Source organism: Chryseobacterium sp. CFS15 (genome assembly GCF_031118795.1).
Taxonomy (GTDB): Bacteria; Bacteroidota; Bacteroidia; order Flavobacteriales; family Weeksellaceae; genus Chryseobacterium; species Chryseobacterium indoltheticum.
Map to the genome: position 1 here is coordinate 432,627 of NZ_JAVHYL010000003.1, position 23,822 is coordinate 456,448.

Sequence of the window (23,822 nt, forward strand, 5' to 3'; positions counted from 1 at the left end):
CAAAATAACTTTTAAAATACTATTAGCTGTAATTACAAAAAGCTCATTGCATACACTTTTCTAATTTGACAATAATTTTTTCCTTTAAATTAAAAAAAATAAAAAAATGTTTTATAGTTATTATTATCAAAATTTAAAACATAAATAAAATCTTGTTGAAATTATATATTTGTAAATGATTATTTTAATAAAAACACAATAAAATAGTTTTTCTATTGTTTTATTTTAGTTAAAAGATATTAAAATATTATAAATAATTTATATATTAGTTGAAATATAAATTTAAAATAATTATGAGAAATTTTTTACTATCGTGCCTTTTAGTATTTGGAATTGGCATTTCTGCGCAAACAACACTTTTAGAGGACAATTTTGACACTGTCACTAATGGCTCCACGGGAAGTTGGACGGGAACCAACATTGGAACTTTATCTGTTTATCCTTATAATGCATTTTACGTTCAAAGTGGATGTGCTTCTAATTTAATAAGTGTCAAAACAATGCAGGTCACTGGCGTAACTGCGGCTACGAGTTTTAGCTGTTCATATCAAAGTGTTTCTGCAACTAATACAGGATTTGCAGCGTTAATTTATCGTATGGTAGACACCACCTCGTACTATAACCTCAAATTATCATACAAATGGAAATGTGGAGGAGAAGCAGATCAGGACTACGGACAGTTAGTATACTCTACGGATAAAATAAATTGGATACCTGTTAGTACCAGACTACAAGGTCAAACTGCCACCCAGACTATTACAGATTTAGCTTTGCCAGCAGGAGCTGAAAATGCTGTTATTTACGTCGGATGGCTTTTCAATGCTAATACAACTACTGCTACACAGCCAGGCTTGAGTATTGATGACGTTAAAATTACAGGAGTTGCTCCTGCTTGCTCCGGAACACCTAATGCAGGTACCGTTAGTTTATCTTCATATATAGGAAAATCCGGAACACCAATTACAACTTCTGCTTTAGCAATTTCTGCTGGAGGAGGAATTACCTATCAATGGCAGAGTTCTACCGACAATGGAGCTTCGTGGAGCGATATTTCTTCCGCCACAACCCCCTCTTCAAGCATTACTCCAATTGGAAATTTTGGAAATTCTATACTTTACAGATTAAAAACAACGTGTACAAACTCAGGACAGAATGCTGTTTCCAACACGGTTACTTACAAGTTTGACTATTGTAGTGTTTCTGCAAATGGAGCTGATAATAAATTTCCGGTTACCTCTGTAAAAATTGGAAGCTTGGAAAAAGTCTCAGGCACAACCCCAGGTCCTACAACACCGCCACAAGAATATTTCCTACAGGATGCGACAAACTTTACTGTTACTCAGGCCGACAATGTAACTATGGATGTAATGGTTTTTGCAAATACCAACAGAATGGGACTTACATTTTTTATCGATTGGAATAATGATGGAGATTTTGACGATACTAATGAAGCTTTTAATACTACTACTCCATTAACCGGTACTGGTACAGATGCAAACAAATATCCACTTATACCGGCAACTTTCACAGTTCCTTCAAATGCGGTTGTAGGTAACTTAAGGATGAGAATAAAAACCAATTATTTCCCAACTACCAACAATACGACTCAATTAGCAGCACTAAGTTCACCGTGTAGTAATGTAATTAATGGACAATCAGAAGATCACATCTTAAAAGTAAATGCTCAAACTTTGGCAGTCTCTGACATTAATAAAAAAGGAAATTTATCTGTATATCCAAATCCATTCTCAAGCACCCTTAACATCTCTGATATTAAAGGAGTTAAGTCTATTTCTATAAGTGATATTTCAGGAAGAGAAGTTAAATCTCTTGCACCTGCTACAGAAATAAACCTTTCAAGTTTGACAACAGGATTATATATCGTTAACCTTAAAATGAATGATGGCAGTACTAAACCATTCAAAGTAATCAAAAAATAATTACAATCTAAAAATGTTAAAACCGTTTCGTTATTGCGAAACGGTTTTTTAATGTTATATTCTTATAATTTTTATAGTAAAATAAAAATCTGACAGTAATTAATTACATTTATAATTATCTGTTTTTCATTATCATATTCTCAAAATACTCAATTTCACCGAATTCGAACAATTCCATCTCTTTGATGTTAACTAATTGCCTGCTTTTTTCCAGAAAAGAATGACTGTACAAAGCATAAGAAGGCTGTTCGGCAAAACCATTTTTTAGCATTTGATGCGCTTCTACGATAGGTTTCCCATATAATTTCCTGAAACTTCCAATGTTGTATTGTGAAAATTTTCCGTAGTGAACAATGAATTTTAATGATAATTCGATGGTAGTATTCAACATTTCGCTTAATTCCTGAATTTTCATATTGAAAGCATTTCTCATATTTCTCAGCATTCCGGAAATCTTTTTATACGAAGGTTTGTTGTCGTATCGATAAAATAAAATCGCATCGCCCTCAATTTCTGAAACATCAAAATACTGATTGTTAACATCAATCAAAATAGAAAGTAGTTGTTTTACAATATATTCGCCGGTATAAAGTTTTGTATTGAACACAAATTCAGTAAATCCACTGAAGTCAGGAATCAGAATAACTCCGCTATTGATGTTCGTATTCTCCATAATTCTTTGGTTTTAAAACCTTTTTTGAAAGAGACGAACAAATATAATTTTTACTTTACGGAAATTAAAAACCATCAATATTTTTAAACTTAAATGATAATTAATGCATAGTGAAATTATACTTCAATAATGAATTCATTTCATTAGCTTAAATAAGATTATTCTGAGAACAAAAATATTTTTCTAATTTAAACAAATTAAAAACACAAAAATAAAACATTGATTTACAACATTTTAATTACTAAATTTAAATTAAAACACAAAAAGTCTATTACTTTGGTGGACTAATAAAAATATATGTTTTATATTTGCATCCGTATTCAAGTTAGGAAATGAAAATGAAATCAAAATTCACCTACAATTTTATGTCGAAGATGAGCATCATCCATATGATGATGTATTGCTGTATGCCTTTTTTTGGGAATTTTAGTGGCTGACCTTACTTTTATTATCACATATTTTTAAAGGCTTTACCACGTTGTAGAGCCTTTTTTTATTAAAAATTACAGAGAAAAAATGATAGAAATAAAGAATATTTCAAAAACATTTCATCAGAAAAAACAAGCTTTTCAAGCTTTAAATAATATCAATTTAAGTATTGAAAAGGGTGATATTGTCGGAATTATTGGTTTTTCAGGCGCCGGAAAAAGTACCTTAATCAGAACCGTTAATTTATTGGAAAGACCGGATGAAGGACAAATCATCATCAACGGAAAAGATTTCACACAACTAAATTCCAAACAGTTAGCTCACGAAAGAAAAAAAATAGGTATGATTTTTCAGCATTTTAATCTTCTTTCATCACGAACAGTTTTTGAAAATATCGCACTTCCACTTGAATTGGACAATTTAAGTAAAGATAAAATCAGAGAAAAAGTGAATGAACTTTTACAAATCGTAGGACTTGAAGATAAAGCTCATGATTATCCTAAAAGCCTTTCCGGCGGACAAAAACAAAGGGTTGCCATCGCAAGAGCCTTAGCGAATGATCCCTATCTCCTACTTTGTGATGAAGCGACAAGCGCACTCGATCCTGCAACGACCCAATCTATTTTACAGTTGCTCAGAGATATCAACCATCGTCTGGGAATAACAATTTTATTGATTACCCACGAAATGGAAGTCATTAAAGCCGTCTGCAACCACGTTGCCGTCATCGACAAAGGACAATTAGTATCAAAAGGAACTTTGAGTGAAATTATTTCCAACAAAGAAAATCCTATCATCAAACAATTTTTAAACTCAGGTGTTATGACTATACCGCAAGAACTCAATAAAAAACTACAGAAAGAACCAAAAGACGGTTTGTTCCCGTTGGTTGAAATCGAACTGAACGAAAGTATCAGCGTAGAAAAATTACTTTCTGTCATCTACGATCAATATAAAATTCCATATAAACTTCTGAAAGCTGATGTAGAATATTTGGGAGATTCCAATTTCGGAAAACTGCTTTTGCAATTACAGGGAGGAACTGAGGAAAACCAGAAAGCAATTTATTATTTTAATCAAAATAACATTCAAAATACAGTAAAAGGATATGCTTAGTGATACGGTAATTTCGCTTCTTGGAAAAGGAATTTGGGAGACAGTTTACATGACGTTTGTTTCAGGATTTTTTGGTTTTGTTTTGGGTCTTCCTGTTGGAATTCTGCTTTTTATTACTAAAAAAGGACAGCTTTTAGAAAACACCATTTACAACAGAATTCTGTCGGTTTTGGTTAATATTTTCAGATCGATTCCTTTCATTATTTTGATTGTCTGGATGATTCCTTTCACGAGATCTTTGGTAGGAACTTCTATCGGAATGAATGCCGCACTTGTTCCTTTAAGTATTGGAGCTGCACCATTTATTGCAAGATTGGTTGAAAACAGTCTATTAGAAATTCCGAATGGATTGATTGAAACCGCAAGAGCGTTAGGAGCAACTCCGTTTCAAATCATTAAAAAAGTTTTGTTGCCCGAAGCTTTGCCATCATTGATCAATAATGCGACGATTACTTTAATAACTCTTGTAGGATATTCCGCAATGGGTGGAGCTGTCGGAGCCGGCGGATTAGGACAGATCGGTTATCAATACGGATATATCGGTTATGACGCACTGATTATGAATCTTGTTCTTGGTTTATTGGTCGCTTTCGTCTTTATCATTCAATTTTCAGGTGACAGATTGGTGAAGAGATTTGATCATAGGTGAGTTAGAGTGTTGGAGAGTTTTAGCGTTATTGAGAATGAAAAGTCGATTGACAAAATTTTAATCATACAATCTCTAATCGTACGGTATTACTGAATAAACATCCAGCTTCCATCATCCAGCATCCAACTTAAAAAATAAAAATAATTTACAATGAAAAAAATAAAAATCTTAGGATTAGCAGCAGGTTTGTTGTTATTCGGAGCGTGTAATTCGCCAAAAAAAGATGATCCAAACTTTATCAAAGTAGGAATTACTTCCGGACCTGAACAACAAATTGCAGAAACTGCTAAAAAAGTAGCTAAAGAAAAGTATAATCTGGAAGTAGAGCTCGTTTCTTTCAACGATTACGTGATTCCTAACGAGGCTTTAAATAATGGCGATATTGATGCAAATGCCTTTCAGCATGTTCCTTATCTGAACGAACAGTCGAAACAGCGTGGTTACAAACTGGCAGTAATTGGAAATACCTTTGTTTATCCGATTGTAGCCTATTCAAAAAAAATAAAAAACATTGGAGAACTTCAAAATGGAAGTACCATTGTTATTCCTAATGATCCAACCAACGGCGGTCGTTCTCTCCTACTTTTACAAAAAAACGGTTTATTAAAGTTAAAAGAAAACATCGGTTTGCTACCCAAAGTAACCGACATTGCTGAAAATCCGAAACAGTTGAAAATTCTTGAAATAGAAGCTCCTCAATTGCCAAGAGTTTTGGATGATAAAGAAGTGGTAATTGCCATTATCAACAATAATTTCGCAGCTCAAGCCGGATTGGATGCCGATAAAAACGGTATTTTCAAAGAAGATAAAGATTCTCCTTACATGAATGTTGTGGTTTCAAGAGAAGACAATAAAAATACAGATAAAGTGAAAAATTTCCTGAAAGCTTATCAGTCTAAAGAAGTGGAAAATAAAGCAAAAGAAATCTTTAAAGGCGGTGCTGTGAAAGGTTGGGATTAGTTGATAGTTGATAGTTGATAGTTGATAGTTGATAGTTGATAGCAAATTAAAAATCCTCTAATCATAAAGAAAATTCTATTATTATATGCGATACCGCTTCGGGAACTTTTCCTCCGGAGCGGTATTTTTATTTTGAAGCATCTTAAAAGTTAAATGAAATTGACTGTATAAATCATATAATATTTTAAATATTATAGTGGTTGAAACTTCAAAAACAAATTCAAACTCTTCTCATCAATCCAATTATTCTACCGATTTATATACTATAGTTAAAAATAACCATTTCTCAAAAAACACATTTTCTCAATTTGAGATAATAAATATTTTTCCTATTTTTGTGAACAATCAATAAAAAGTTTTTTATGTTGAAGAAAACTGTACTTCTAAGTTTGTTTACGTTAATATCTGCCTCTGCAATGGCTCAAAACAATACAAAACCTGTTTATTTAGACGAATCTAAACCTGTTGAACAGCGTATTCAGGACGCACTTTCCAGAATGACACTGGAAGAAAAAATAGCAATGCTTCACGCACAGTCAAAGTTCAGTTCTCCCGGCGTTCCAAGATTAGGAATTCCTGAATTCTGGACAACCGACGGTCCACACGGAGTTCGCCCCGAAGTAATGTGGGACGAATGGGATCAGGCTGGCTGGACGAATGACTCTATTATCGCTTACCCTGCTTTAACCGCCTTATCAGCAACATGGAACAAGAAAATGTCTTGGAACTACGGTAAAGCATTAGGTGAAGAAGCTAGATACAGAAAAAAAGACATCCTTTTGGGACCCGGAGTAAACATTTACAGAACTCCTCTAAACGGAAGAAATTTTGAATACATGGGTGAAGATCCATACTTAACTTCTAAAATGGTAGTTCCCTATATTCAGGGAGTACAATCTAACGGAGTGGCTACTTCTGTGAAACATTTTGCATTAAACAATCAGGAAATGTTCCGTCATACGAGCAACGTGATTGTTGATGACAGAACGTTATATGAAATTTACCTTCCGCCTTTCAAGGCTGCAGTAACAGAAGGAGATTCCTGGACGATTATGGGCGCTTATGACATGTACAAAAATCAGTATGCAAGCCAAAACCAATATCTTTTAAATGATATTCTTAAAGGAGAATGGAAATATAAAGGGGTTGTGGTTTCAGATTGGGGCGCAGTAAACAATACCGAACAGGCTATTCATAATGGATTGGATGTAGAATTCGGAAGCTGGACCAACGGTCTTTCTGCAGGAACAAGAAATGCATATGACAATTATTATTTAGCAAAACCTTATTTAGACCTTATTAAATCTGGGAAAGTAGGAACTGCAGAGCTTGACGATAAAGTGACGAGACTTTTACGTTTAGCGTATAAAACAACGATGAATACCAAAAAACCTTTTGGAAATATCGCTTCTGAAGAGCATAAAGCGGTAGCAAAAGAAATCGGTGAAGAAGGAATTGTTTTGTTGAAAAACCAAAATAACGTACTTCCAATCGACATCAACAAAGCAAAGAAAATTGCGGTAATTGGTGAGAATGCCATCAAAGTAATGACAGTTGGTGGTGGTTCTTCTTCATTAAAAGTAAAATATGAAACATTACCTTTAGACGGAATTAAAGCTAAATTCGGTAAAAATTCAGACGTACAATATGCAAGAGGTTATGTGGGAGATATCGGTGGCGAATACAACGGTGTAAAATCTGGTCAGGATTTGAAAGACACGCGTTCACCGGAAGAATTATTGAACGAAGCTGTTGAGTTGGCAAAAAAATCTGATTACGTTATTTTCGTAGGTGGATTAAACAAAGCTGACTTTCAGGATAGCGAAGGAAACGACAGAAAAAGTTATGGACTTCCGTACAACCAAGATAATGTGATCTCAGCTTTAGCAAAAGCTAACAAGAACTTTACCGTTGTTTTAATCACAGGAAATGCAGTAGCAATGCCGTGGATTAAAGACGTTCCATCTATAGTTCAGGGTTGGTATTTGGGTTCTGAAGCAGGAAATTCTATCGCTTCTATTTTGGCCGGTGATGCTAATCCTTCAGGAAAATTACCGTTTACTTTTCCTGTAAAACTGGAAGACAATTCAGCTCACACAATGGGTGAATATCCTGGAAATAAAGAAGAATTGGCTGCAGGAAAAGGTAAAGACCAGAAAAACCCGATCAACATTACATACAACGAAGGAATATTTGTAGGTTATCGTTGGCACGACACCAAAAAAATCAAGCCTTTGTTCAGCTTTGGTCATGGTTTAAGTTATACCACTTTCGAGTTTGGGAAAGCTAAAGCCGACAAAACAAGCATGAATCAGGATGATAAAATCACATTCACGGTTACTGTAAAAAATACAGGTAAAAAAGCCGGTGCAGAAGTAGCTCAATTATACATTACTGATGTAAAATCATCAGTTGAGCGCCCTGCAAAAGAACTGAAAGGTTTTGAAAAAGTATTTTTAAATCCTGGTGAGCAAAAAGAGGTAACCTTCACGATCGATAAAACTGCTTTAAGCTATTTCGATGCTCAAAAGCACGACTGGGTTGCAGAACCTGGAGATTTTGAAGCGCAAATCGGAAATTCTTCTGATGCAATTAAAACAAAAGTAAAATTTACTTTAAAGTAATTAGCGAAAAACAACACGTTTTATTTTAATATTATTAATAAAGAATCTGCATTGTCATAATGCAGATTTTTTTATTGTTTTTTAACTTTTGAACTGTCCAATTTTTTTTGCCGCTCTTACAGAGCTTTTCTTAATAAATATCTTTAACTTTTCAATATTAAAATTTCTTCAAAAAAAAACGTAACAGATAAAAAACCTGTTACGTTTCAAGATCCGAAAATCTTTCTTTTAATTACTTTTTATTAAGAAGAGAAATATAATCTCCATATCCTTTTTCCTTCATTTCAGCTTTTGGAACAAACTTCAATGATGCAGAATTGATACAATATCTCAGTCCGCCTTTGTCTTTCGGTCCGTCATCAAAAACGTGTCCCAAATGAGCGTCTCCCGTTTTACTTCTTACTTCTGTTCTTGCCATTCCGATTGAATTATCGGTTTTTTCGTCGATAACATTTTTAGATATGGGTTTTGAGAAACTTGGCCATCCACAACCTGATTCAAATTTATCAGTTGAGATAAATAACGGCTCTCCTGTTGTAATATCCACATAAATTCCTTCACGAAATTCTTTGTCATATTCATTGGTGTGAGGTCTTTCTGTAGCATTTTCCTGCGTAACTGCATATTGTTCTGCAGTTAGTTTTTTCTTTAAAACTTCCTTATCCTGTTTTTGATATTTAGCTTTTGGAAGTGGGTTTGCATTTCTTGCCATTTCAAATAATCCCGGCTCAATGTGGCAATAACCTCCCGGGTTTTTATCTAAATAATCCTGATGATAATTTTCAGCACTGTAGAAGTTTTTCAACGGAATCGTTTCTACAACCAAAGGTTTGTTATAATTTTTCGCTAGTTTTTGAACTTCCTCTTTAATTACCGCCTCTGTCTCTTTGTCTGTAGAATAAATCCCGGTTCTGTATTGATCGCCTCTGTCATTTCCCTGCTTGTTTAAGCTTGTAGGGTCAATTGTTTTAAAATATAAATCAATCAAAAGCTTAAGGTCAACCTGCTCCGGATCGTATTTTACTTTCACGGTTTCGGCAAAACCTGTTGTATGACTTACAACTTCCTCATAAGTAGGATTTTTCTTATTCCCGTTGGCATACCCAACTTCAGTTCCTACCACTCCTCTGATTTGTTGAAAAAAATGTTCCGTTCCCCAAAAACATCCGCCTGCAAAATAAACTTCTTTTACATTTTTAGCATTCATAATGGTCTCATTTCCTTTTTTAATTGATGAAGATTGTTGTTTTGCTTCTCCACAACTTGTTGCAAAGACTGCAATTCCCAGAATCATTCCGAGAAATGTTAATATATTTTTCATTTTTGTTTTATTATATGTTTTCATTTTTTCCATTTAAAAGCATTAAACCAAATCCTAAAAGCATCAGATCTTTAAGAATAAAAAAGTCTGTAACAGGAACGCCGTCAACAATATGCCAAATATTCGGTGTTGTAAAGAGATAACTCAGTGTCACCAAAAAAGTTACCACCATTCCGATACCTGCAAACTTTTTTAGATATGCAAATTTCACGCTAAAGATCAGTAACAAGGCAATGATAATTTCTATGACGCCGATTATATTAGAAACCGCCTGGGCGCTCATAATATCATATACGAAAAACGTAAGAAAATGGTTTTCTACCAAAGGTTTTATGGCTGCAGCTTCCGTGGGTGTAAATTTGAAAGCCCCGATCCAAAGCAAAATAATTGCAGCTCCGAAAAGCGAAATGTAATAACCGATTTTGTACGTTGGTAAACTTTTGTGTTGCGATGTCTGTTGCATTGTTCTTAGATTTTGAATTAATATTTATTATTTTCAAAACTATAGTCGCAACAATTACAAAATCCTGACAGGCTTTTACTAAAAATCTAATTTCCTAAATACTTTATCTTTAAAGTTTTGAATTTCAGTAGTATTGATATCAACTTCTTCTTCTCCGAACCATTTCTTTTTCAAGATGGAATCTAAAATCTCTACTTTTTTCTGATAAGCTTTGCACCATTTACAAATCTTTACATGCATAGAAAGCTGCCAGTTTTCTTTTGGCGAAATGCTTTTTGCATTACGCTTTTCCATCAGTAAAGTAGCTTTACTGCACGGTAAAAAGAAAATATGAATTATTTTTTTTAACATTTTTATTCCTTATGATTTTGAAAACCAATTAATTTCCAGGCATTCCCGCAGCTGCATTCTGGTGCGTTGTAAAATCTTCCAAAGATTAGTCGTAGAGATATCCAATTCCTGACTCACTTCGGGTGCTTTTTTTTCTTCGAGGTAATACATTTTCATCGGGATCTTCCATCGTGAGGGAAGATCTTCAATGCAGTCTTCCAAGCTTTTACTAAAATCCTGATTGTCCAGAAGTTCAGATTCCTGGTTAGAAACGTTCCAATCATTCAACACCGAATCGTTTTTCCAGGATCCGGTTTCATCAAAAAAATGATCGAGTTTTATATATGGTTCAGACTTGTATTTTTTGCGGTAAAAATCGGCAACTTTATTATTGAGAATCGTGTTGAGCCAAGTGAGTGGCTTGCTTTTTCCTTCAAAAGAACCGTAAGACGAAAAGGCAGCAATAAAAACTTCCTGAACGACATCCTCTGCTTCCACTTTATCCGAAAGCAAATAAATTGCTCTTCTCAACAACGATTCAGAGTATTGTTCTATCCAGTTTTTTAAGGTCTCGTTTTTCGTCATTTTTTTGTTTGTCTCTTTTCAGATACTAGCGAAGGTAATAAGTTAAACTCAGAAGTGCAAAGTTTTTATTAATCCTTTTTTCTGTTCAAAAAATCAGTCTAGAACCTCATAGGTTTTAAAAACCTATGAGGTTTGTTTTTTCTGCAACAGGTTTAGCCCCGATTGGAGCATTTGTCTGAGCTCATTTTTTGTGTTTTGGCGGCGGCTTTGCCGTCGCCAAAACACAAAAAATAGCGAGTGCGGAAAGCGGGAAATAGCTCCAAAAAAGAAAGAAAGTTAGAAGCTGGATGATGGAAGATTACAAGATTAAGAATAATAGATTTCTCTTTCGTCGAAATGACAAACTCAAATACTACTTTACAAATAAATTAAAACACAAAACTATATTTTTCTATTGCTTTAAAAACATTAAATTTGCATCTTATCAAAAATTTGTAAAAAGCAAAGCAATATATAATTATGACATCACAAGAGATCCGTCAGAAATTTTTAGATTATTTTAAAAGCAAAGACCACCTTATTGTTCCTTCGGCGCCCATTGTGTTGAAAGACGATCCTACTTTAATGTTTTCCAACTCCGGAATGACGCAGTTCAAAGATTATTTTTTAGGATACAAAGATCCTAAAGCACCGAGAATTGCCGATACACAAAAGTGTCTGAGAGTTTCAGGGAAGCATAACGATTTGGATGATGTGGGCCGTGATACCTATCATCACACCATGTTTGAGATGCTGGGAAACTGGTCTTTTGGTGATTATTTTAAGAAAGATGCTATTGCTTTTGCCTGGGAATTGTTGACGGAAGTTTACGGAATTCCGAAAGAAAACCTATACGTAACTATTTTTGAAGGTGACGCTTCTGAAAATCTTGAAAGAGATCAGGATGCTTACAATTTCTGGAAATCTTACATTTCTGAAGACAGAATTATCAACGGAAATAAAAAAGATAATTTCTGGGAAATGGGTGAAAGCGGACCTTGCGGACCATGTTCGGAAATTCATATTGACTTGAGGACTCCTGAAGAAAAAGCTAAAGTTTCAGGACTTGAATTGGTGAACAACGACCACCCTCAAGTGGTAGAAGTCTGGAATCTGGTTTTCATGGAATTCAACAGAAAAGCTGACGGAAGCTTAGAAAAACTACCGAAGCAACACGTTGATACAGGAATGGGCTTCGAGCGTCTTTGTATGGCGCTTCAAGGGAAATCTTCCAACTACGATACAGACGTTTTTACGCCTTTGATTGCTAAAGTTGAAGAGGTTTCTGGTAAAAAATATACCGGAATTTTAGAAGACGAAAAAGATATTGCGATTCGTGTTGTGGTAGACCACATCAGAGCGGTTTCGTTTGCAATTGCAGACGGACAGTTACCTTCCAACGGAGGAGCAGGTTATGTAATCAGAAGAATTTTGAGAAGAGGAATTTCTTATTCTTACAGATTTTTAGATATGAAAGAACCTTTCCTTTATAAATTGGTTGCCGTTCTTCAAAATCAAATGGGAGCATTCTTCCCGGAATTGGAAAAGCAAGGAAAATTGGTTACTGAAGTCATTAAAAGTGAAGAAGAATCTTTCCTAAAAACTATTGAAAATGGTTTGATAAGAGTTGAAAAATTAATTCAGCAGACCATTGCAGAAAATTCTAAAGTTCTTCCAAGTGTAGAAGTTTTTGAACTGTACGATACGTATGGCTTCCCGGATGATTTAACGAGAATTATTGCGGAAGAAAAAGGTTTGACTATCGATGAACAAGGTTTTGAAGCTGAAATGCAAAAACAAAAGCAACGTTCTAAAAAAGATTCTGCTTCTAAAGTATATGACTGGGTTGTTTTAGAAGAAAAACCTGAAACTTTTGTAGGTTACGACCAAATTGAAGCTGAAACCTACATTACAAGATATAGAAAAGTAGAAAATAAAGACGGTGAGTTTTATCAGGTTGTATTGAGCGACTCCCCTTTCTATCCTGAAGGTGGTGGACAAATCGGTGATAAAGGCGTTCTGGAAAATGCTGTTGAAAGTTTTGAAGTTCTTGAAACTAAAAAGGAAAATGGATTGATTATTTCCCTAATCAACGGACTTCCGAAAGATGCAGGTGCTGTTTTTTACGCTAAAGTAAATGCCGCAGAAAGAAAAAATTCTCAGGCAAACCACTCGGTAACGCACTTGTTACACGAAGCTTTGAGAGAGGTTTTGGGAACTCACGTTGAACAAAAAGGTTCTTACGTTGGTCCTGATTATCTTCGTTTCGACTTCTCACATTTCAGTAAAATGACGGAGGAAGAATTGGCTTTAATTGAAGAAAAGGTCAATGCAAAAATCAAAGAAAATATAGCTCTGCAAGAGTTTAGAAATATTCCGATCAAAGAAGCGATTGATAAAGGTGCAATGGCTTTATTTGGTGAAAAATATGGTGACAGCGTAAGAATGATTCAGTTTGAAAGTTCAAAAGAACTTTGCGGTGGAACTCACGTAAAAAACACCAGCGAAATCGGTCACTTTAAAATTAATTCTGAAAGCTCTGTGGCAGCAGGAATCAGAAGAATTGAAGCAATCTCGGGAGACAAATCTGAGGAATATTTCAAAGGTTTAGAAAAGCAGGTTGTTGAGCTTTCTCAATTGCTAAAATCTAAAGATGTTGTACGTTCTATCGAGAAGTTAATTGAAGAAAATGCAGCATTGAAGTCTGAAGTTGACGTTTTGAAAAAGGAAAAAGCAAAAGGCGAAATCGGTGACTGGAAAGGTGCTTATGAGCAAAAAGGCGATAAATTACTTTTAGTGAAGAAAACTTCTCTGGACGCGGGTTCTGTAAAAGATATCGTCTTCCAGTTAAAGAAAGAAATCCCAACTTCTATAACGATTATCCTGTCCGACGCAGACGGAAAACCAATGATTACCGTTGGCGTTTCTGATGATTTAGCAGGAATTTATCAGGCTGGAGCACTTATTAAAGAGTTAGCTAAAGAAATCCAGGGCGGCGGCGGCGGAAACCCAGGTTTTGCTACAGCCGGAGGAAAAAATATTGATGGCTTGGAAAATGCTTATCAGAAAGCTTTGAATATTTAAATTACTAATAAATATTACCGCTTTTGCGGTTTCTACACAAATAATCCCCTTCAGTTTTTGAAAGGGATTGTTTGTATTTTACAACGTCAATCGTACATCGTCACTTCGAGTAGAATTTTGAAAAAATTCGTATCGAGAAGTTTTTGATTGAAGACAGATTTTGTGCTTCGGTTCACGAGTTCTCGATACATTTTTCTGCGCTGCGCTGCGAAAAACACTCGAACTAACAAAACCGTTTTCATATCGTGTAAATAACACGTCACTTCGAGTAGGTTTTGAAAAAAACCGTATCGAGAAGTTTTTGATGGGAAGACATATTTTGTGCTTCGATTCACTGGTTCTCGATACATTTTTCTGCGCTACGCTAAGAAAAACACTCGAACTGACGAAACTGTTTTCGTATCGTGCAAACAAGACGTCACTTCGAGTGATTTTTGCAAAAAATCTTATCGAGAAGTTTTTGATGGGAAGACAGATTTTGTGCTTCAGTTCACGGGTTCTCGATACATTTTTCTACGCTGCGCTAAGAAAACACTCGAACTGACGAAACTGTTTTCGTATCGTGTAAACAAGACGTCACTTCGAGTGATTTTTGCAAAAAAATCGTATCGAGAAGTTTTTGATTCACAGACAAAATTTGTGCTTCGATTCACTTGTTCTCGATAATTTTTTCTATGCTGCGCTAAGAAAAACACTCGAACTGACGAAACCGTTTTCATATCGCGTAAACAAGACGTCACTTCGAGTAGGTTTCGCAAAAAACCGTATCGAGAAGTTTTTTGATTGGAAGACAAAATTTGTGCTTCGATTCACTGGTTCTCGATACATTTTTCTATGCTGCGCTACGAAAAACACTCGAACCGACGAAACCGTTTTCGTATCGTGTAAACAAGTCGTCACTTCGAGTAGGTTTTGAAAAAAACCGTATCGAGAAGTTTTTGATGGGAAGACAGATTTTGTGCTTCAATTCACTGGTTCTCGATACTTTTTTCTACGCTTCGCTACGAAAAACACTCGAACTGACGAAACCGTTTTCGTATCGTGTAAATAAGACGTCACTTCGAGTAGAATTTTGCAAAAAGTCATATCGAGAAGTTTTTGATTATAGAACAAAATTTGTGCTTCCCTTCACGGGTTCTCGATACATTTTTCTACGCTGCGCTAATAAAAACACTCGAACCGACGAAACCGTTTTCGTATCGTGTAAACAAGACGTCACTTCGAGTGATTTTTGCAAAAAATCGTATCGAGAAGTTTTTGATTCACAGACAAAATTTGTGCTTCAGTTCACTGGTTCTCGATACATTTTTCTATGCTGCGCTAAGAAAAACACTCGAACTGACGAAACCGTTTTCGTATCGTGTAAACAAGACGTCACTTCGAGTAGGTTTCGCAAAAAACCGTATCGAGAAGTTTTTGATTCGCAGACAAAATTTGTGCTTCAGTTCACTGGTTCTCGATACTTTTTTCTGCGCTGCGCTGCGAAAAACACTCGAACTGACGGAGCGACTGACGAGGGCAAATTGATAAGATAAATCAATTACTTCCCAAAATTCTTTTTCGCAAGATTAGGCAGGTCTTCATATCGTCCTTCAATTAATGCCAATTTCTTTGCCTGAGACCATTTCTTAATCTTTTTCTCAAAAATAATTGCTTGCTCAATATCCATAAACTGACAAAAATAGACTAGCTGTAACGGGCGTCTTGAGAATGTGTAAGAGCCAAAATATTTACCGTCTTGATGTTCGTCAAAACGTTTGTACACATTTTCGGTTACTCCAGTGTAGTAGGTTTTATCGGAACAAAGTAATATGTAGACGAATGATGTTTGCATGATTAATCGTATAAAGAAGTTTTTGATTCAACGAACGTCACTTCGAGTAACGAAGCGAAGCGGAGAGTATCGAAAAGTTTTTGATTCACAGACAAAATTTGTGCTTCGGTTCACTAGTTCTCGATACATTTTTCTACGCTGCGCTAAGAAAAACACTCGAACTGACGAAACCGTTTTCGTATCGTGTAAACAATACGTCACTTCGAGTAGATTTTGAAGAAAAACGTATCGAGAAGTTTTTGATTCACAGACAAAATTTGTGTTTCGGTTCACTGGTTCTCGATACATTTTTCTGCGCTGCGCTACGAAAAACACTCGAACTGACGAGGGGACTGACGAGATACATTTTTTATACAGGATTTACAGGTGGTAGCTCCGGAAGTCCACTTGGGGTGTCATAGATGATGTAGTCGTTGTATTTGGCTTCGTTGGTTTCGTAAAAAATATCCTGACCGATGCCTGCATATTTTGTGGACAGTTGGTAGAGTTTATTAAGAGCTTCTACTCGACTCTCGGTGGCAACATCCCGGTCGGATATCCCTTGAGCCTGTGCGTCAATAGCAATATCCAGAGCTTCACGTTGGGTAATCAGGGTATTAATTTTCTCTGAGGTAAGACCTTCGTCAGCAAGTTGGGGAAGATATTTTTCTGCCGTTACGCTCATCATTTTTGCAATGCGTACCACCTCGGCATCGCTGAGCTGACTGATTCCTGCATTGCCAAACTCTTTGTATTTGGCACTGTAGAGTCCGAAAACATGTTCTGCCATCTTAAAAATACTGCGCATCGATTTTTCCAGGGCATTTCTGGCGGCGTCTTTTTGTTCGGTCAGATTTATTTTGATGGCTTCCAGCTGTTCATCGCTTGGGAAACTATCTACCGTGTTTCGTGCTGTCGTCAGTTCGGTCTTTTTTGCGGTGTTATAGCCACGATCTGTAAATTCGGTGATGTCTCTGTCGATCAAAGCGATCAGTTCATCTGCTTTTTGTTTCAGTACAGCGTCTGCGAGTTTGAAAGTGCGTAATACCTGTTCTTTTTTCATAATAAAGTAATTTTTTGTGTTTAAAAATGGGTTTAAAGTCTATTGTATCTTGTCTGTTGAATCTCCTGACTTTTCGGAAACAGCTGTAAAGTGCTGAAATATAACAAATTGTACTTGATTACCTCTTCGGAGTGGTTGATTGTTTCTTCGGAGTGATTGATCGCCTCTTCGGAATGGTTGATTGGCTCTTCGGAACGGTTGACTGCCTTTACGGAACACTTAAACGCCATTACGAAGTGGTTGATTACTTCAACGGAATGCCTGATTGCCCTTTCTAACTGGTTGAAGCACTCCTCAAACTGCCTGAACGAACCAACGGAACGGTTTACCGTTTTTTAAGATGAGCAATGGGTTGAAAAGTATTGAGTTGGATATTGAAACCGGAAGTGCCGGAAGCTTGCGCATGAACTGCGAGATTATTTCTTAATATCATCATTTTGTTTTTTGTTGTTCTTAAAACAAATATAAAAATATTTTTAAATACAATGGGATTGGGATTATATTTTTTTTGAAATGGGAAAACCTCGCGGACAGCGAGGTTTTTATGTTGGTAATCATGTGGAAGTGTGGAAGCAGCTTTAAATTTGGTTTAATTTAGTTAGAAATTTTCTTGCAGCTCGTTTTTCTCCATTACTAGACCATGCAGATTTTATAGCGCTTATTGCTTCGACTGACATTAATGTACCTTCTGTTATTTCTTTAATTGATTCTGTGCTTAAAGGGTTAGACATTATCGTTGATGCAGCTAAGGAAACACCAAACAAACCACCAAAAAAAAGCAAAATTTGCTGAGCTAGTTCATTAGAATTTTGTTCAATAAATTTCAAATATTGATGTGGATCTGTACCATTTTCTAATGACTTGTAAAAATTAGAAAGACTGATATTTAATTTATTTCGTAATTCGTTTATTTCACTATAATTCCTAAATTCTATTAACTTTTCGACAGGAATATCTTGTATATTTTTTGGTAAACTTAAATCAATAATTGTTCTAATAAAATGAGCAGGAACATCATGCTGGTTAATGTCAATACTTCTAATATATGTAGTTAAATTATCATACTTTGTAATATCAGTTATTGGATTACCTTTTTCATCTTTGGCAATTTCTTCTGATAAGAATATCATAAATAAATTACCTAATTCAGATGATGTTCTTATACCCTCTTTTACTTGAATACCTAACCCTCTTTTAAGAATTTCATCACCAAAATCCATATTGAATTTTTCTTTAAGAATTTTATAATCCCAATTGCCTACATCTTTTAGAGTTTTTTCAATATTGACTACGTTAAACTTATCTCTATATTGATTTGGAAATCTCTGAATATTTTCCAATTCTACTAAAGTTTTTGTAGAAGCCCGATCACCTTGATTATAAGTCGGTTTAAGTATAGTTATTAAATCCGTGTTATCAGTAATTGATTTAAAAACATCTGTGATTTTATTTTCAGCAGATTTTGGTATAATTGGTGAAAAATTATCAATATATATAAGTGCATATTTCAACCAATTGATATCTTGTGGTTCTAAGGTTGGGTAATAGATTAGTCTTTTCATTTATAATTTTATGATTGCAAACAATGGAAGAATTATGAATGTATTATTCGATTTTCGCTAACAGTCTTATTCCATTAAGTTAAATTGAAATTTTTCTTTTTTAGTTACTTCATTAATAATTGTGGTTTTTGAATAATTAAGAGTTACAACTTCTCCGACATGTAATGTTTTAATTAAATCAATGAAATCTTGGGAATATTTAATATTTATAATTTTGTCAGAAATAATATCTCTTGCTTCAATTCTATTCTTTAGACTCAATGTGATAATTTCAAAATCATCAACAAGATATTCTGGTTCAAGAGTGTTTATATTATCAAAAGTATTATAAAATTGAAGTAATTTTTGCTTTGTCCCAAACCATTTTTTTGTTTCAAAGTTGTAATCTTCCCATGAAATTTCTATTTCTAAATTATCTTTTAACAGCTCACCAAAGAAATTTTTATAATATTTTGCACTGTTTATTCCAATATTTTCTATGTTCTCAATTAAATCATGAGGTTGTTCACTACTAAGTAATTCAAAAGTTGATTCAAGCGAATTTTGAATTATGCTATTACCAAACAAATCTGGATTTGTTTTAGCTGAAATATAAAAAATTGTAGATCCCTGTCCTAAAGCTTCTAAACGTAAGTCAAGATTTTCATTTAGAATTTTTTCAATTTTCTTCCCACCTTTTATACCATATTGCAAATATTGAGAAGTCTTAAATATTGCATTAGCGAAGGAATCAGTTATTCCACCGACAGATATTAGAGGAAAAGTTCCATTCTTAGCTATTTCACCCATCAACCTTAAGGAAATAACTTCTTTATTTCTAATCTCGTTATATTTTCTAAGTTCATTTTGTAAATTCCTAATTTCTAAGTTTAAACTTTCGATTTGAGTTTTTAAAATAGGACTATCGTTGTCAATTAATTTTAATGACAATAATTTAACTTCTTCAGTTAAAAAATCAATATTATATTTAATTTTATTAATATCCATATTCAAATTTTGCAATTCCTTTTAATTGTTCGCTTCTTGAAAAACCAAACCAACCTCTCCAATAACTCCTTTGATTAATATCATTTTTTTCACATAACAATACATCTAAATTAAATCTAATCTTAGAAAGACTTCTATTAAATAAACTGTTTATAATATTTATTTCACCTGGTGCTAATGTTTTCAAATGAAGTTCATCATAGATAATTAAAATATCAATATCCTCTGGCTCCTCTTTTTCAGTAGTAAATGAACCATCAACCCAAATTTCAAATTTTGAATTCACCATTTCCAAATGCTTCAAGAATTTTAAAAAATTATCAAATAGCTCTTTTCGTTTATCATTTCTAGGAAAGTTTGTAACACAAATTTGATTAATTTCATCAATACTTATTGTGTGAAAACCTGGCGGAAATAATGGCGGAAATTCGGGTTTGGTCATTAGTTTTAGTTTTTATAAATATCTCAATGAATAATGTCTTTAAAAACTACATAATTCAATATATATTTTTGTTTAAATATAAATAATTTTCACTATAATAAAATATTTAATTCGAACCAAATGAAAAAAACCGAAGTCTAAAGTTCTCGACACAAAATTATTCTACCAATAATTTTTATTCGAACTGACGCAGGTCATTAATGAAAAAGTATTTAATTTTCAAAAAGCCTTAAAATCTCTTAAATAAATCTCCATTTATCCTTACTACGAGAATTGAAAATCTCAATAACAAAGTATCAATAAAGCAAATACAGCCAATTTTATTTTTAACAAAAGATTATATTTTCTGTTATGGTTTTGTAACCTTCTTATCAATAGTTTTGTCTTATTAATAAAAAACTCAATGACAAAAAATTTATCTACGTTATTTTTATTTTTCACCGTACTCTATTTCGGGCAGACTTCACTGAAAGTTTTCAGTAAAACCGATAAAAAACCGATTCGTGATGCAGCCGTTTACTGCGACGACAATCTGTTGGGGAAAACCAATTTTGACGGCATTTTATCTTTTAAAACAAAATGTAAAAAAGTAGAAATTCTTGCCAGCAATTTTGAAGATATCACCGCTGATGTTAAAAAATCAATGGAAGTTGCCATGCAGCCACTGTCTGAGAAACAGAGCAATATTGATAAAGTGGTAATCACCGATAAAAGTGATCCGAAAGCTTTGAGGATTTTAGATGAAGTCAATAAAAGGGAAAAAGAAAACTCACCAAAGTCATTGGATACCTACAATTTTAAATCTTATTCCAAATTCTCGATTGATGTCGATAAAGATTCAATTGATACTTTTAAAAATTTCCTTGCTTCGAGAAAAGATTCTCTCTCAAAAGTCGATAAAAAAGAATTTAAACAAAAAGAAAGTGAAAAGAAGGATTCTCTGATCGGCGAAGATCTGCTCGACGCTACTCAGGAAAGTCAGATGTTCCTTTGGGAAAAAGCGGCGGAATACAAATATTCCCAGAAGTTCGGGGAGAAAACCAATATCATCGACAACAGAATGTCGGGTTTTAAAAATCCGATTTATGAGGCTTTAGCTATTAATATATCCAATTTGAACAGAACACCAAGGCAATTAAGACCGGAAAACAGAAAGCTTTTTAATTTTTATCTGTCAGATACTTTACAGTTAGACGGCAGGAAAACTTACGTTATTAAGTTCAAAGAAATTACCGACAAGAAAAAGCAAAATCCGAGAAAATTTAATGGAAAGATTTATATTGATTCTGAAACGTATGCCCTGAAAAAGTTTGAAAGTGCCAGTAAAAAAAGAAACGAAGGCGATATTGTTTCGGTGTGGAAACCGATTGACGGAAAATGGTTTCTGGATTATGAAGACATTAAACTGAAAATGGGGGACCAGACGTTTAATATTTCAAAAAAAGACAGCGTAAAAACGGATACGCTGAAGAAAGGCGAAAAACTGAGCGACCGACAGAAATACAACCGAAAAACATTTGGAAATTATCTGTATGTAAAAAACCGTTTTTTTGATTTCCAATTGAATGAAACGCAGAAAGCCTCAGAATTCAAAGGCTATTCTCTCGAAATGAAAAACTCTGACGGAAGCCTGCTTCAGCAATACAGAACCGACAGTTTGACCGCAAGAGAAAGTGCGACCTATACAAAGATTGACAGCTTTGTAGAGAAACATGACTTTGAAAAAAAGCTAACTTTTTTAACCCAATTAATGCGGGGAAATCTGCGCTATAAAATGATAGATTTTGATCTGACTAAATTTTTCAGCTATGATAAATATCAAGGTCTTCGATTAGGAGCCGGTGTAAAACTGAACGAAAAATTCAGCAAAACATTCTCTCCGGATGGATATTTCGGCTATGGTTTTAAAGATCACACCTGGAAATACGGACTTGGTCTAGACATGAAATTGTCTGATAAAAGAACCTCTGTTTTCCGTATTGATTATGTAGATGATGTCTTTGCTGCAGGAAGATTCAGCAATACTATGTGGGATATGATGATGAAAGTGAATGATTTAAATTTAGATTTGCATAATGCCAATTTTTATAAAAATCAGAAATGGGGAGCTTCATTTTTATATGATATTTCAAACTCTTTAAGCATGAAACTTGCCGTGAATAAAGAGAAACAAGAAGCACTTTTTGATTATCAATACAAAAATTTAGGAAATCGTTTTGACAATGTGAGTACAACATTATCATTAAAATTCTCGCCAAACGATAAAAACATTATGACGCCAAGCGGAAAATACACCTATGAAAAAGAATTTCCACAAGTGTATGTAAATTTTGAAAAAGGAGTTGATGCCTTAGGAGGAGATCTGGATTATTACAGAGCTGATGCATTGATTATTCACCAGTTCAGATCAAAACTGGGAATTACTAATCTTAAACTTTTTGGAGGAATTTCATCAGGAACAGCTCCAATCTGGAAAAACTTTGAAATTGCGGGTCAGAATGACAGAAATCCGGATCATTGGTATTCTAATATTAATACTCCAAACAACTTAGCGTTTGCCACAATGCCTTCGGGAACTTTCTTTGCCGATAAATTTATAGCATTTAAATTCTCGCAGTATTTGCCGTTTAGATTTAAAACTTTTGGATCAAGATATTCAAACATCGAGCTGGAATATCAATCAGCCATTGGAGATTTCAAAAACAGAGGCGACCATCTGTTTGATTTTCAGGTACTCGATCACTATTATCAGGAAGTCGGCTTTATCTGGAACCGATTTTTAGGTAGAGGTTTTGGCGTAGGTTTCTCTTATAGATTAGGACATTATCAAACTTCGCAATTCAAAGATAACTTTGGAATTAAACTAAGGTTTAATCTTTTAAATTGATAAATTTGTTACAAACAAAGTAAAAAATAGTAGACCGTCATTCACTTTTAAAGTTTATGGCGGTTTTTTTTGAAAATATTTTAGATTTGATGAAATATAGGCTTACATTAAGTTATCATAAAACATAAAAATATCATCTACAGCTTGTAGATGATATTTGACTTTACAGCAACTATAATTAATAACTTTACCTATATTAATGAAATTATAATAAAACAAGTTTATTTATTAAGTTGTGAAACATCTTTTGATTTAGTTCTTAACTATGAAATTCTTTACAAGTTTTTTCATCAATCCCAAGTTTAAGACAACATTGATACCTTGTCATACAAATTCCATTTGGCCAGCCTGGAGGATAACACATTCCGAATGCGGGATCATCAGGACATGTCGGGCCACCGCCCCCGTTAAGTGATTTTAGATTTTCTCTAGAGATTTTGATTAAATTTTTCATATTTTGATTTTGAATGGTTCCTACTCTATTAATGCTTTTCGGATTCCGCTTGACTAAAATAGTAATTTTTCAATATATGATGAAATATAATTTAGAATTTTATTTCGAAATAACTGATTATAAATATAAAATTTATAATTATTGATACTTTAAAATCTTGTATTAAAGATAATTACAATTTAAAACTATTTTAAAATAAATACTTTTTTCAGGATCTTTATCCGGCTATCCGCTTTTACTCACTCTTTTCTTTGCCAAAGCTAAACCTTCGACTTTTCCACTCTGTTGCGCGTTAACCGCTTCTATTCTGGCTAGGGTTAGTTGCATTCTAAAGTAATATTTGTTCTTTAATACAATTACAGGTTTCAAATTCATCTTTTTAGAATTCAATGTTTAACATCTTGAAATGTAAAGCTCAAAACTCAAGATTTTAAGTAAGATTTACACTCAAGATAAAAGGT

Annotated in this window: 19 protein-coding genes; 7 read left to right on the forward strand and 12 right to left on the reverse strand. The window is 34.0% G+C overall.

Annotated features, from left to right (window positions below; genetic code table 11):
* The first annotated feature begins 293 nt into the window (after positions 1 to 293).
* Positions 294 to 1,940 carry a T9SS type A sorting domain-containing protein gene (locus OH814_RS07035; protein WP_308827676.1) on the forward strand — a complete coding sequence of 549 codons (1,647 nt, stop codon included), beginning with the start codon at positions 294 to 296 and terminating at the stop codon, positions 1,938 to 1,940.
* Between the two features lie 115 nt (positions 1,941 to 2,055).
* On the opposite strand, the gene OH814_RS07040 is transcribed toward OH814_RS07035, so the two are convergent.
* Positions 2,056 to 2,613 (reverse strand): DUF2652 domain-containing protein, encoded by a 558-nt coding sequence (locus OH814_RS07040; RefSeq protein WP_308827677.1) that lies wholly within the window; start codon positions 2,611 to 2,613, stop codon positions 2,056 to 2,058.
* Positions 2,614 to 3,129: 516 nt separating this feature from the next.
* Between OH814_RS07040 and OH814_RS07045 the strand changes: the two genes are divergently transcribed.
* The 4 genes from OH814_RS07045 to OH814_RS07060 all read left to right on the forward strand — a co-directional run bounded on the left by OH814_RS07045 (position 3,130) and on the right by OH814_RS07060 (position 8,391).
* Positions 3,130 to 4,158, forward strand: coding sequence for an ATP-binding cassette domain-containing protein (locus OH814_RS07045; protein ID WP_308827678.1), 1,029 nt, complete (start codon positions 3,130 to 3,132; stop codon positions 4,156 to 4,158).
* Complete coding sequence (locus tag OH814_RS07050; protein ID WP_308827679.1) at positions 4,151 to 4,807, forward strand: methionine ABC transporter permease MetI; 657 nt, start codon at positions 4,151 to 4,153, stop codon at positions 4,805 to 4,807. Before OH814_RS07045 ends, OH814_RS07050 begins: the two co-directional genes overlap by 8 nt.
* 150 nt (positions 4,808 to 4,957) lie before the next feature.
* Positions 4,958 to 5,767 carry a methionine ABC transporter substrate-binding lipoprotein MetQ gene (gene metQ, locus OH814_RS07055; protein ID WP_308827680.1) on the forward strand — a complete coding sequence of 270 codons (810 nt, stop codon included), beginning with the start codon at positions 4,958 to 4,960 and terminating at the stop codon, positions 5,765 to 5,767.
* A 362-nt stretch (positions 5,768 to 6,129) separates the two neighbouring features.
* Positions 6,130 to 8,391 carry a glycoside hydrolase family 3 C-terminal domain-containing protein gene (locus tag OH814_RS07060; protein ID WP_308827681.1) on the forward strand — a complete coding sequence of 754 codons (2,262 nt, stop codon included), beginning with the start codon at positions 6,130 to 6,132 and terminating at the stop codon, positions 8,389 to 8,391.
* A 232-nt stretch (positions 8,392 to 8,623) separates the two neighbouring features.
* Here OH814_RS07060 and msrB read toward each other — a convergent pair whose 3' ends face one another.
* The 4 genes from msrB to OH814_RS07080 all read right to left on the reverse strand — a co-directional run bounded on the left by msrB (position 8,624) and on the right by OH814_RS07080 (position 11,090).
* The gene (gene msrB, locus OH814_RS07065; RefSeq protein ID WP_308827682.1) at positions 8,624 to 9,712 is read right to left on the reverse strand and encodes a peptide-methionine (R)-S-oxide reductase MsrB; all 1,089 of its coding nucleotides are present in this window, start codon (positions 9,710 to 9,712) and stop codon (positions 8,624 to 8,626) included.
* Positions 9,713 to 9,722: 10 nt separating this feature from the next.
* Positions 9,723 to 10,175 carry a DUF417 family protein gene (locus OH814_RS07070; protein WP_308827683.1) on the reverse strand — a complete coding sequence of 151 codons (453 nt, stop codon included), beginning with the start codon at positions 10,173 to 10,175 and terminating at the stop codon, positions 9,723 to 9,725.
* A 78-nt stretch (positions 10,176 to 10,253) separates the two neighbouring features.
* Positions 10,254 to 10,526 carry a hypothetical protein gene (locus tag OH814_RS07075; RefSeq protein WP_123885504.1) on the reverse strand — a complete coding sequence of 91 codons (273 nt, stop codon included), beginning with the start codon at positions 10,524 to 10,526 and terminating at the stop codon, positions 10,254 to 10,256.
* 9 nt (positions 10,527 to 10,535) lie between these two features.
* Positions 10,536 to 11,090 (reverse strand): sigma-70 family RNA polymerase sigma factor, encoded by a 555-nt coding sequence (locus OH814_RS07080; protein ID WP_308827684.1) that lies wholly within the window; start codon positions 11,088 to 11,090, stop codon positions 10,536 to 10,538.
* Positions 11,091 to 11,549: 459 nt separating this feature from the next.
* On the opposite strand from OH814_RS07080, the gene alaS reads away from it, so the two are divergent.
* Positions 11,550 to 14,153 carry an alanine--tRNA ligase gene (alaS, locus tag OH814_RS07085; protein WP_308827685.1) on the forward strand — a complete coding sequence of 868 codons (2,604 nt, stop codon included), beginning with the start codon at positions 11,550 to 11,552 and terminating at the stop codon, positions 14,151 to 14,153.
* Positions 14,154 to 15,693: 1,540 nt separating this feature from the next.
* Here alaS and OH814_RS07090 read toward each other — a convergent pair.
* The 6 genes from OH814_RS07090 to OH814_RS07115 form a co-directional block, all read right to left on the reverse strand.
* On the reverse strand, positions 15,694 to 15,987 hold the full coding sequence (locus OH814_RS07090; RefSeq protein WP_201134844.1) for a GIY-YIG nuclease family protein: 294 nt from the start codon (positions 15,985 to 15,987) through the stop codon (positions 15,694 to 15,696).
* Between the two features lie 349 nt (positions 15,988 to 16,336).
* Positions 16,337 to 17,029 carry a hypothetical protein gene (locus OH814_RS07095; RefSeq protein ID WP_308827686.1) on the reverse strand — a complete coding sequence of 231 codons (693 nt, stop codon included), beginning with the start codon at positions 17,027 to 17,029 and terminating at the stop codon, positions 16,337 to 16,339.
* A gap of 32 nt (positions 17,030 to 17,061) precedes the next feature.
* Positions 17,062 to 17,259, reverse strand: a complete 198-nt coding sequence (locus tag OH814_RS07100) for a hypothetical protein (RefSeq protein WP_308827687.1) — start codon at positions 17,257 to 17,259, stop codon at positions 17,062 to 17,064.
* Positions 17,260 to 17,607: 348 nt separating this feature from the next.
* The gene (locus tag OH814_RS07105; RefSeq protein WP_308827688.1) at positions 17,608 to 18,591 is read right to left on the reverse strand and encodes a hypothetical protein; all 984 of its coding nucleotides are present in this window, start codon (positions 18,589 to 18,591) and stop codon (positions 17,608 to 17,610) included.
* Positions 18,592 to 18,657: 66 nt separating this feature from the next.
* Positions 18,658 to 19,578: a hypothetical protein gene (locus tag OH814_RS07110; protein WP_308827689.1), complete on the reverse strand. Its 921-nt coding sequence runs from the start codon at positions 19,576 to 19,578 to the stop codon at positions 18,658 to 18,660.
* Positions 19,568 to 20,020, reverse strand: a complete 453-nt coding sequence (locus OH814_RS07115) for a DUF6932 family protein (protein ID WP_115619593.1) — start codon at positions 20,018 to 20,020, stop codon at positions 19,568 to 19,570. The genes OH814_RS07110 and OH814_RS07115 overlap by 11 nt, the downstream gene beginning before the upstream one ends.
* A 403-nt stretch (positions 20,021 to 20,423) precedes the next feature.
* On the opposite strand from OH814_RS07115, the gene OH814_RS07120 reads away from it, so the two are divergent.
* Positions 20,424 to 22,907, forward strand: a complete 2,484-nt coding sequence (locus OH814_RS07120; protein ID WP_308827690.1) for a DUF5686 family protein — start codon at positions 20,424 to 20,426, stop codon at positions 22,905 to 22,907.
* Positions 22,908 to 23,166: 259 nt separating this feature from the next.
* Here OH814_RS07120 and OH814_RS07125 read toward each other — a convergent pair whose 3' ends face one another.
* Entirely contained in the window at positions 23,167 to 23,361 is a 195-nt protein-coding gene (locus OH814_RS07125; protein ID WP_308827691.1) for a hypothetical protein, read from the reverse strand.
* Between the last annotated feature and the right edge of the window lie 461 nt (positions 23,362 to 23,822).

Coding starts and splice junctions, on each gene's coding strand:
- OH814_RS07035 (WP_308827676.1), top strand. CDS start 294: ATGAGAAATTTTTTACTATCGTGCCTTTTAGTATTTGGAATTGGCATT.
- OH814_RS07040 (WP_308827677.1), bottom strand. CDS start 2,613: ATGGAGAATACGAACATCAATAGCGGAGTTATTCTGATTCCTGACTTC.
- OH814_RS07045 (WP_308827678.1), top strand. CDS start 3,130: ATGATAGAAATAAAGAATATTTCAAAAACATTTCATCAGAAAAAACAA.
- OH814_RS07050 (WP_308827679.1), top strand. CDS start 4,151: ATGCTTAGTGATACGGTAATTTCGCTTCTTGGAAAAGGAATTTGGGAG.
- metQ (WP_308827680.1), top strand. CDS start 4,958: ATGAAAAAAATAAAAATCTTAGGATTAGCAGCAGGTTTGTTGTTATTC.
- OH814_RS07060 (WP_308827681.1), top strand. CDS start 6,130: ATGTTGAAGAAAACTGTACTTCTAAGTTTGTTTACGTTAATATCTGCC.
- msrB (WP_308827682.1), bottom strand. CDS start 9,712: ATGAAAAATATATTAACATTTCTCGGAATGATTCTGGGAATTGCAGTC.
- OH814_RS07070 (WP_308827683.1), bottom strand. CDS start 10,175: ATGCAACAGACATCGCAACACAAAAGTTTACCAACGTACAAAATCGGT.
- OH814_RS07075 (WP_123885504.1), bottom strand. CDS start 10,526: ATGTTAAAAAAAATAATTCATATTTTCTTTTTACCGTGCAGTAAAGCT.
- OH814_RS07080 (WP_308827684.1), bottom strand. CDS start 11,090: ATGACGAAAAACGAGACCTTAAAAAACTGGATAGAACAATACTCTGAA.
- alaS (WP_308827685.1), top strand. CDS start 11,550: ATGACATCACAAGAGATCCGTCAGAAATTTTTAGATTATTTTAAAAGC.
- OH814_RS07090 (WP_201134844.1), bottom strand. CDS start 15,987: ATGCAAACATCATTCGTCTACATATTACTTTGTTCCGATAAAACCTAC.
- OH814_RS07095 (WP_308827686.1), bottom strand. CDS start 17,029: ATGAAAAAAGAACAGGTATTACGCACTTTCAAACTCGCAGACGCTGTA.
- OH814_RS07100 (WP_308827687.1), bottom strand. CDS start 17,259: ATGGCGTTTAAGTGTTCCGTAAAGGCAGTCAACCGTTCCGAAGAGCCA.
- OH814_RS07105 (WP_308827688.1), bottom strand. CDS start 18,591: ATGAAAAGACTAATCTATTACCCAACCTTAGAACCACAAGATATCAAT.
- OH814_RS07110 (WP_308827689.1), bottom strand. CDS start 19,578: ATGGATATTAATAAAATTAAATATAATATTGATTTTTTAACTGAAGAA.
- OH814_RS07115 (WP_115619593.1), bottom strand. CDS start 20,020: ATGACCAAACCCGAATTTCCGCCATTATTTCCGCCAGGTTTTCACACA.
- OH814_RS07120 (WP_308827690.1), top strand. CDS start 20,424: ATGACAAAAAATTTATCTACGTTATTTTTATTTTTCACCGTACTCTAT.
- OH814_RS07125 (WP_308827691.1), bottom strand. CDS start 23,361: ATGAAAAATTTAATCAAAATCTCTAGAGAAAATCTAAAATCACTTAAC.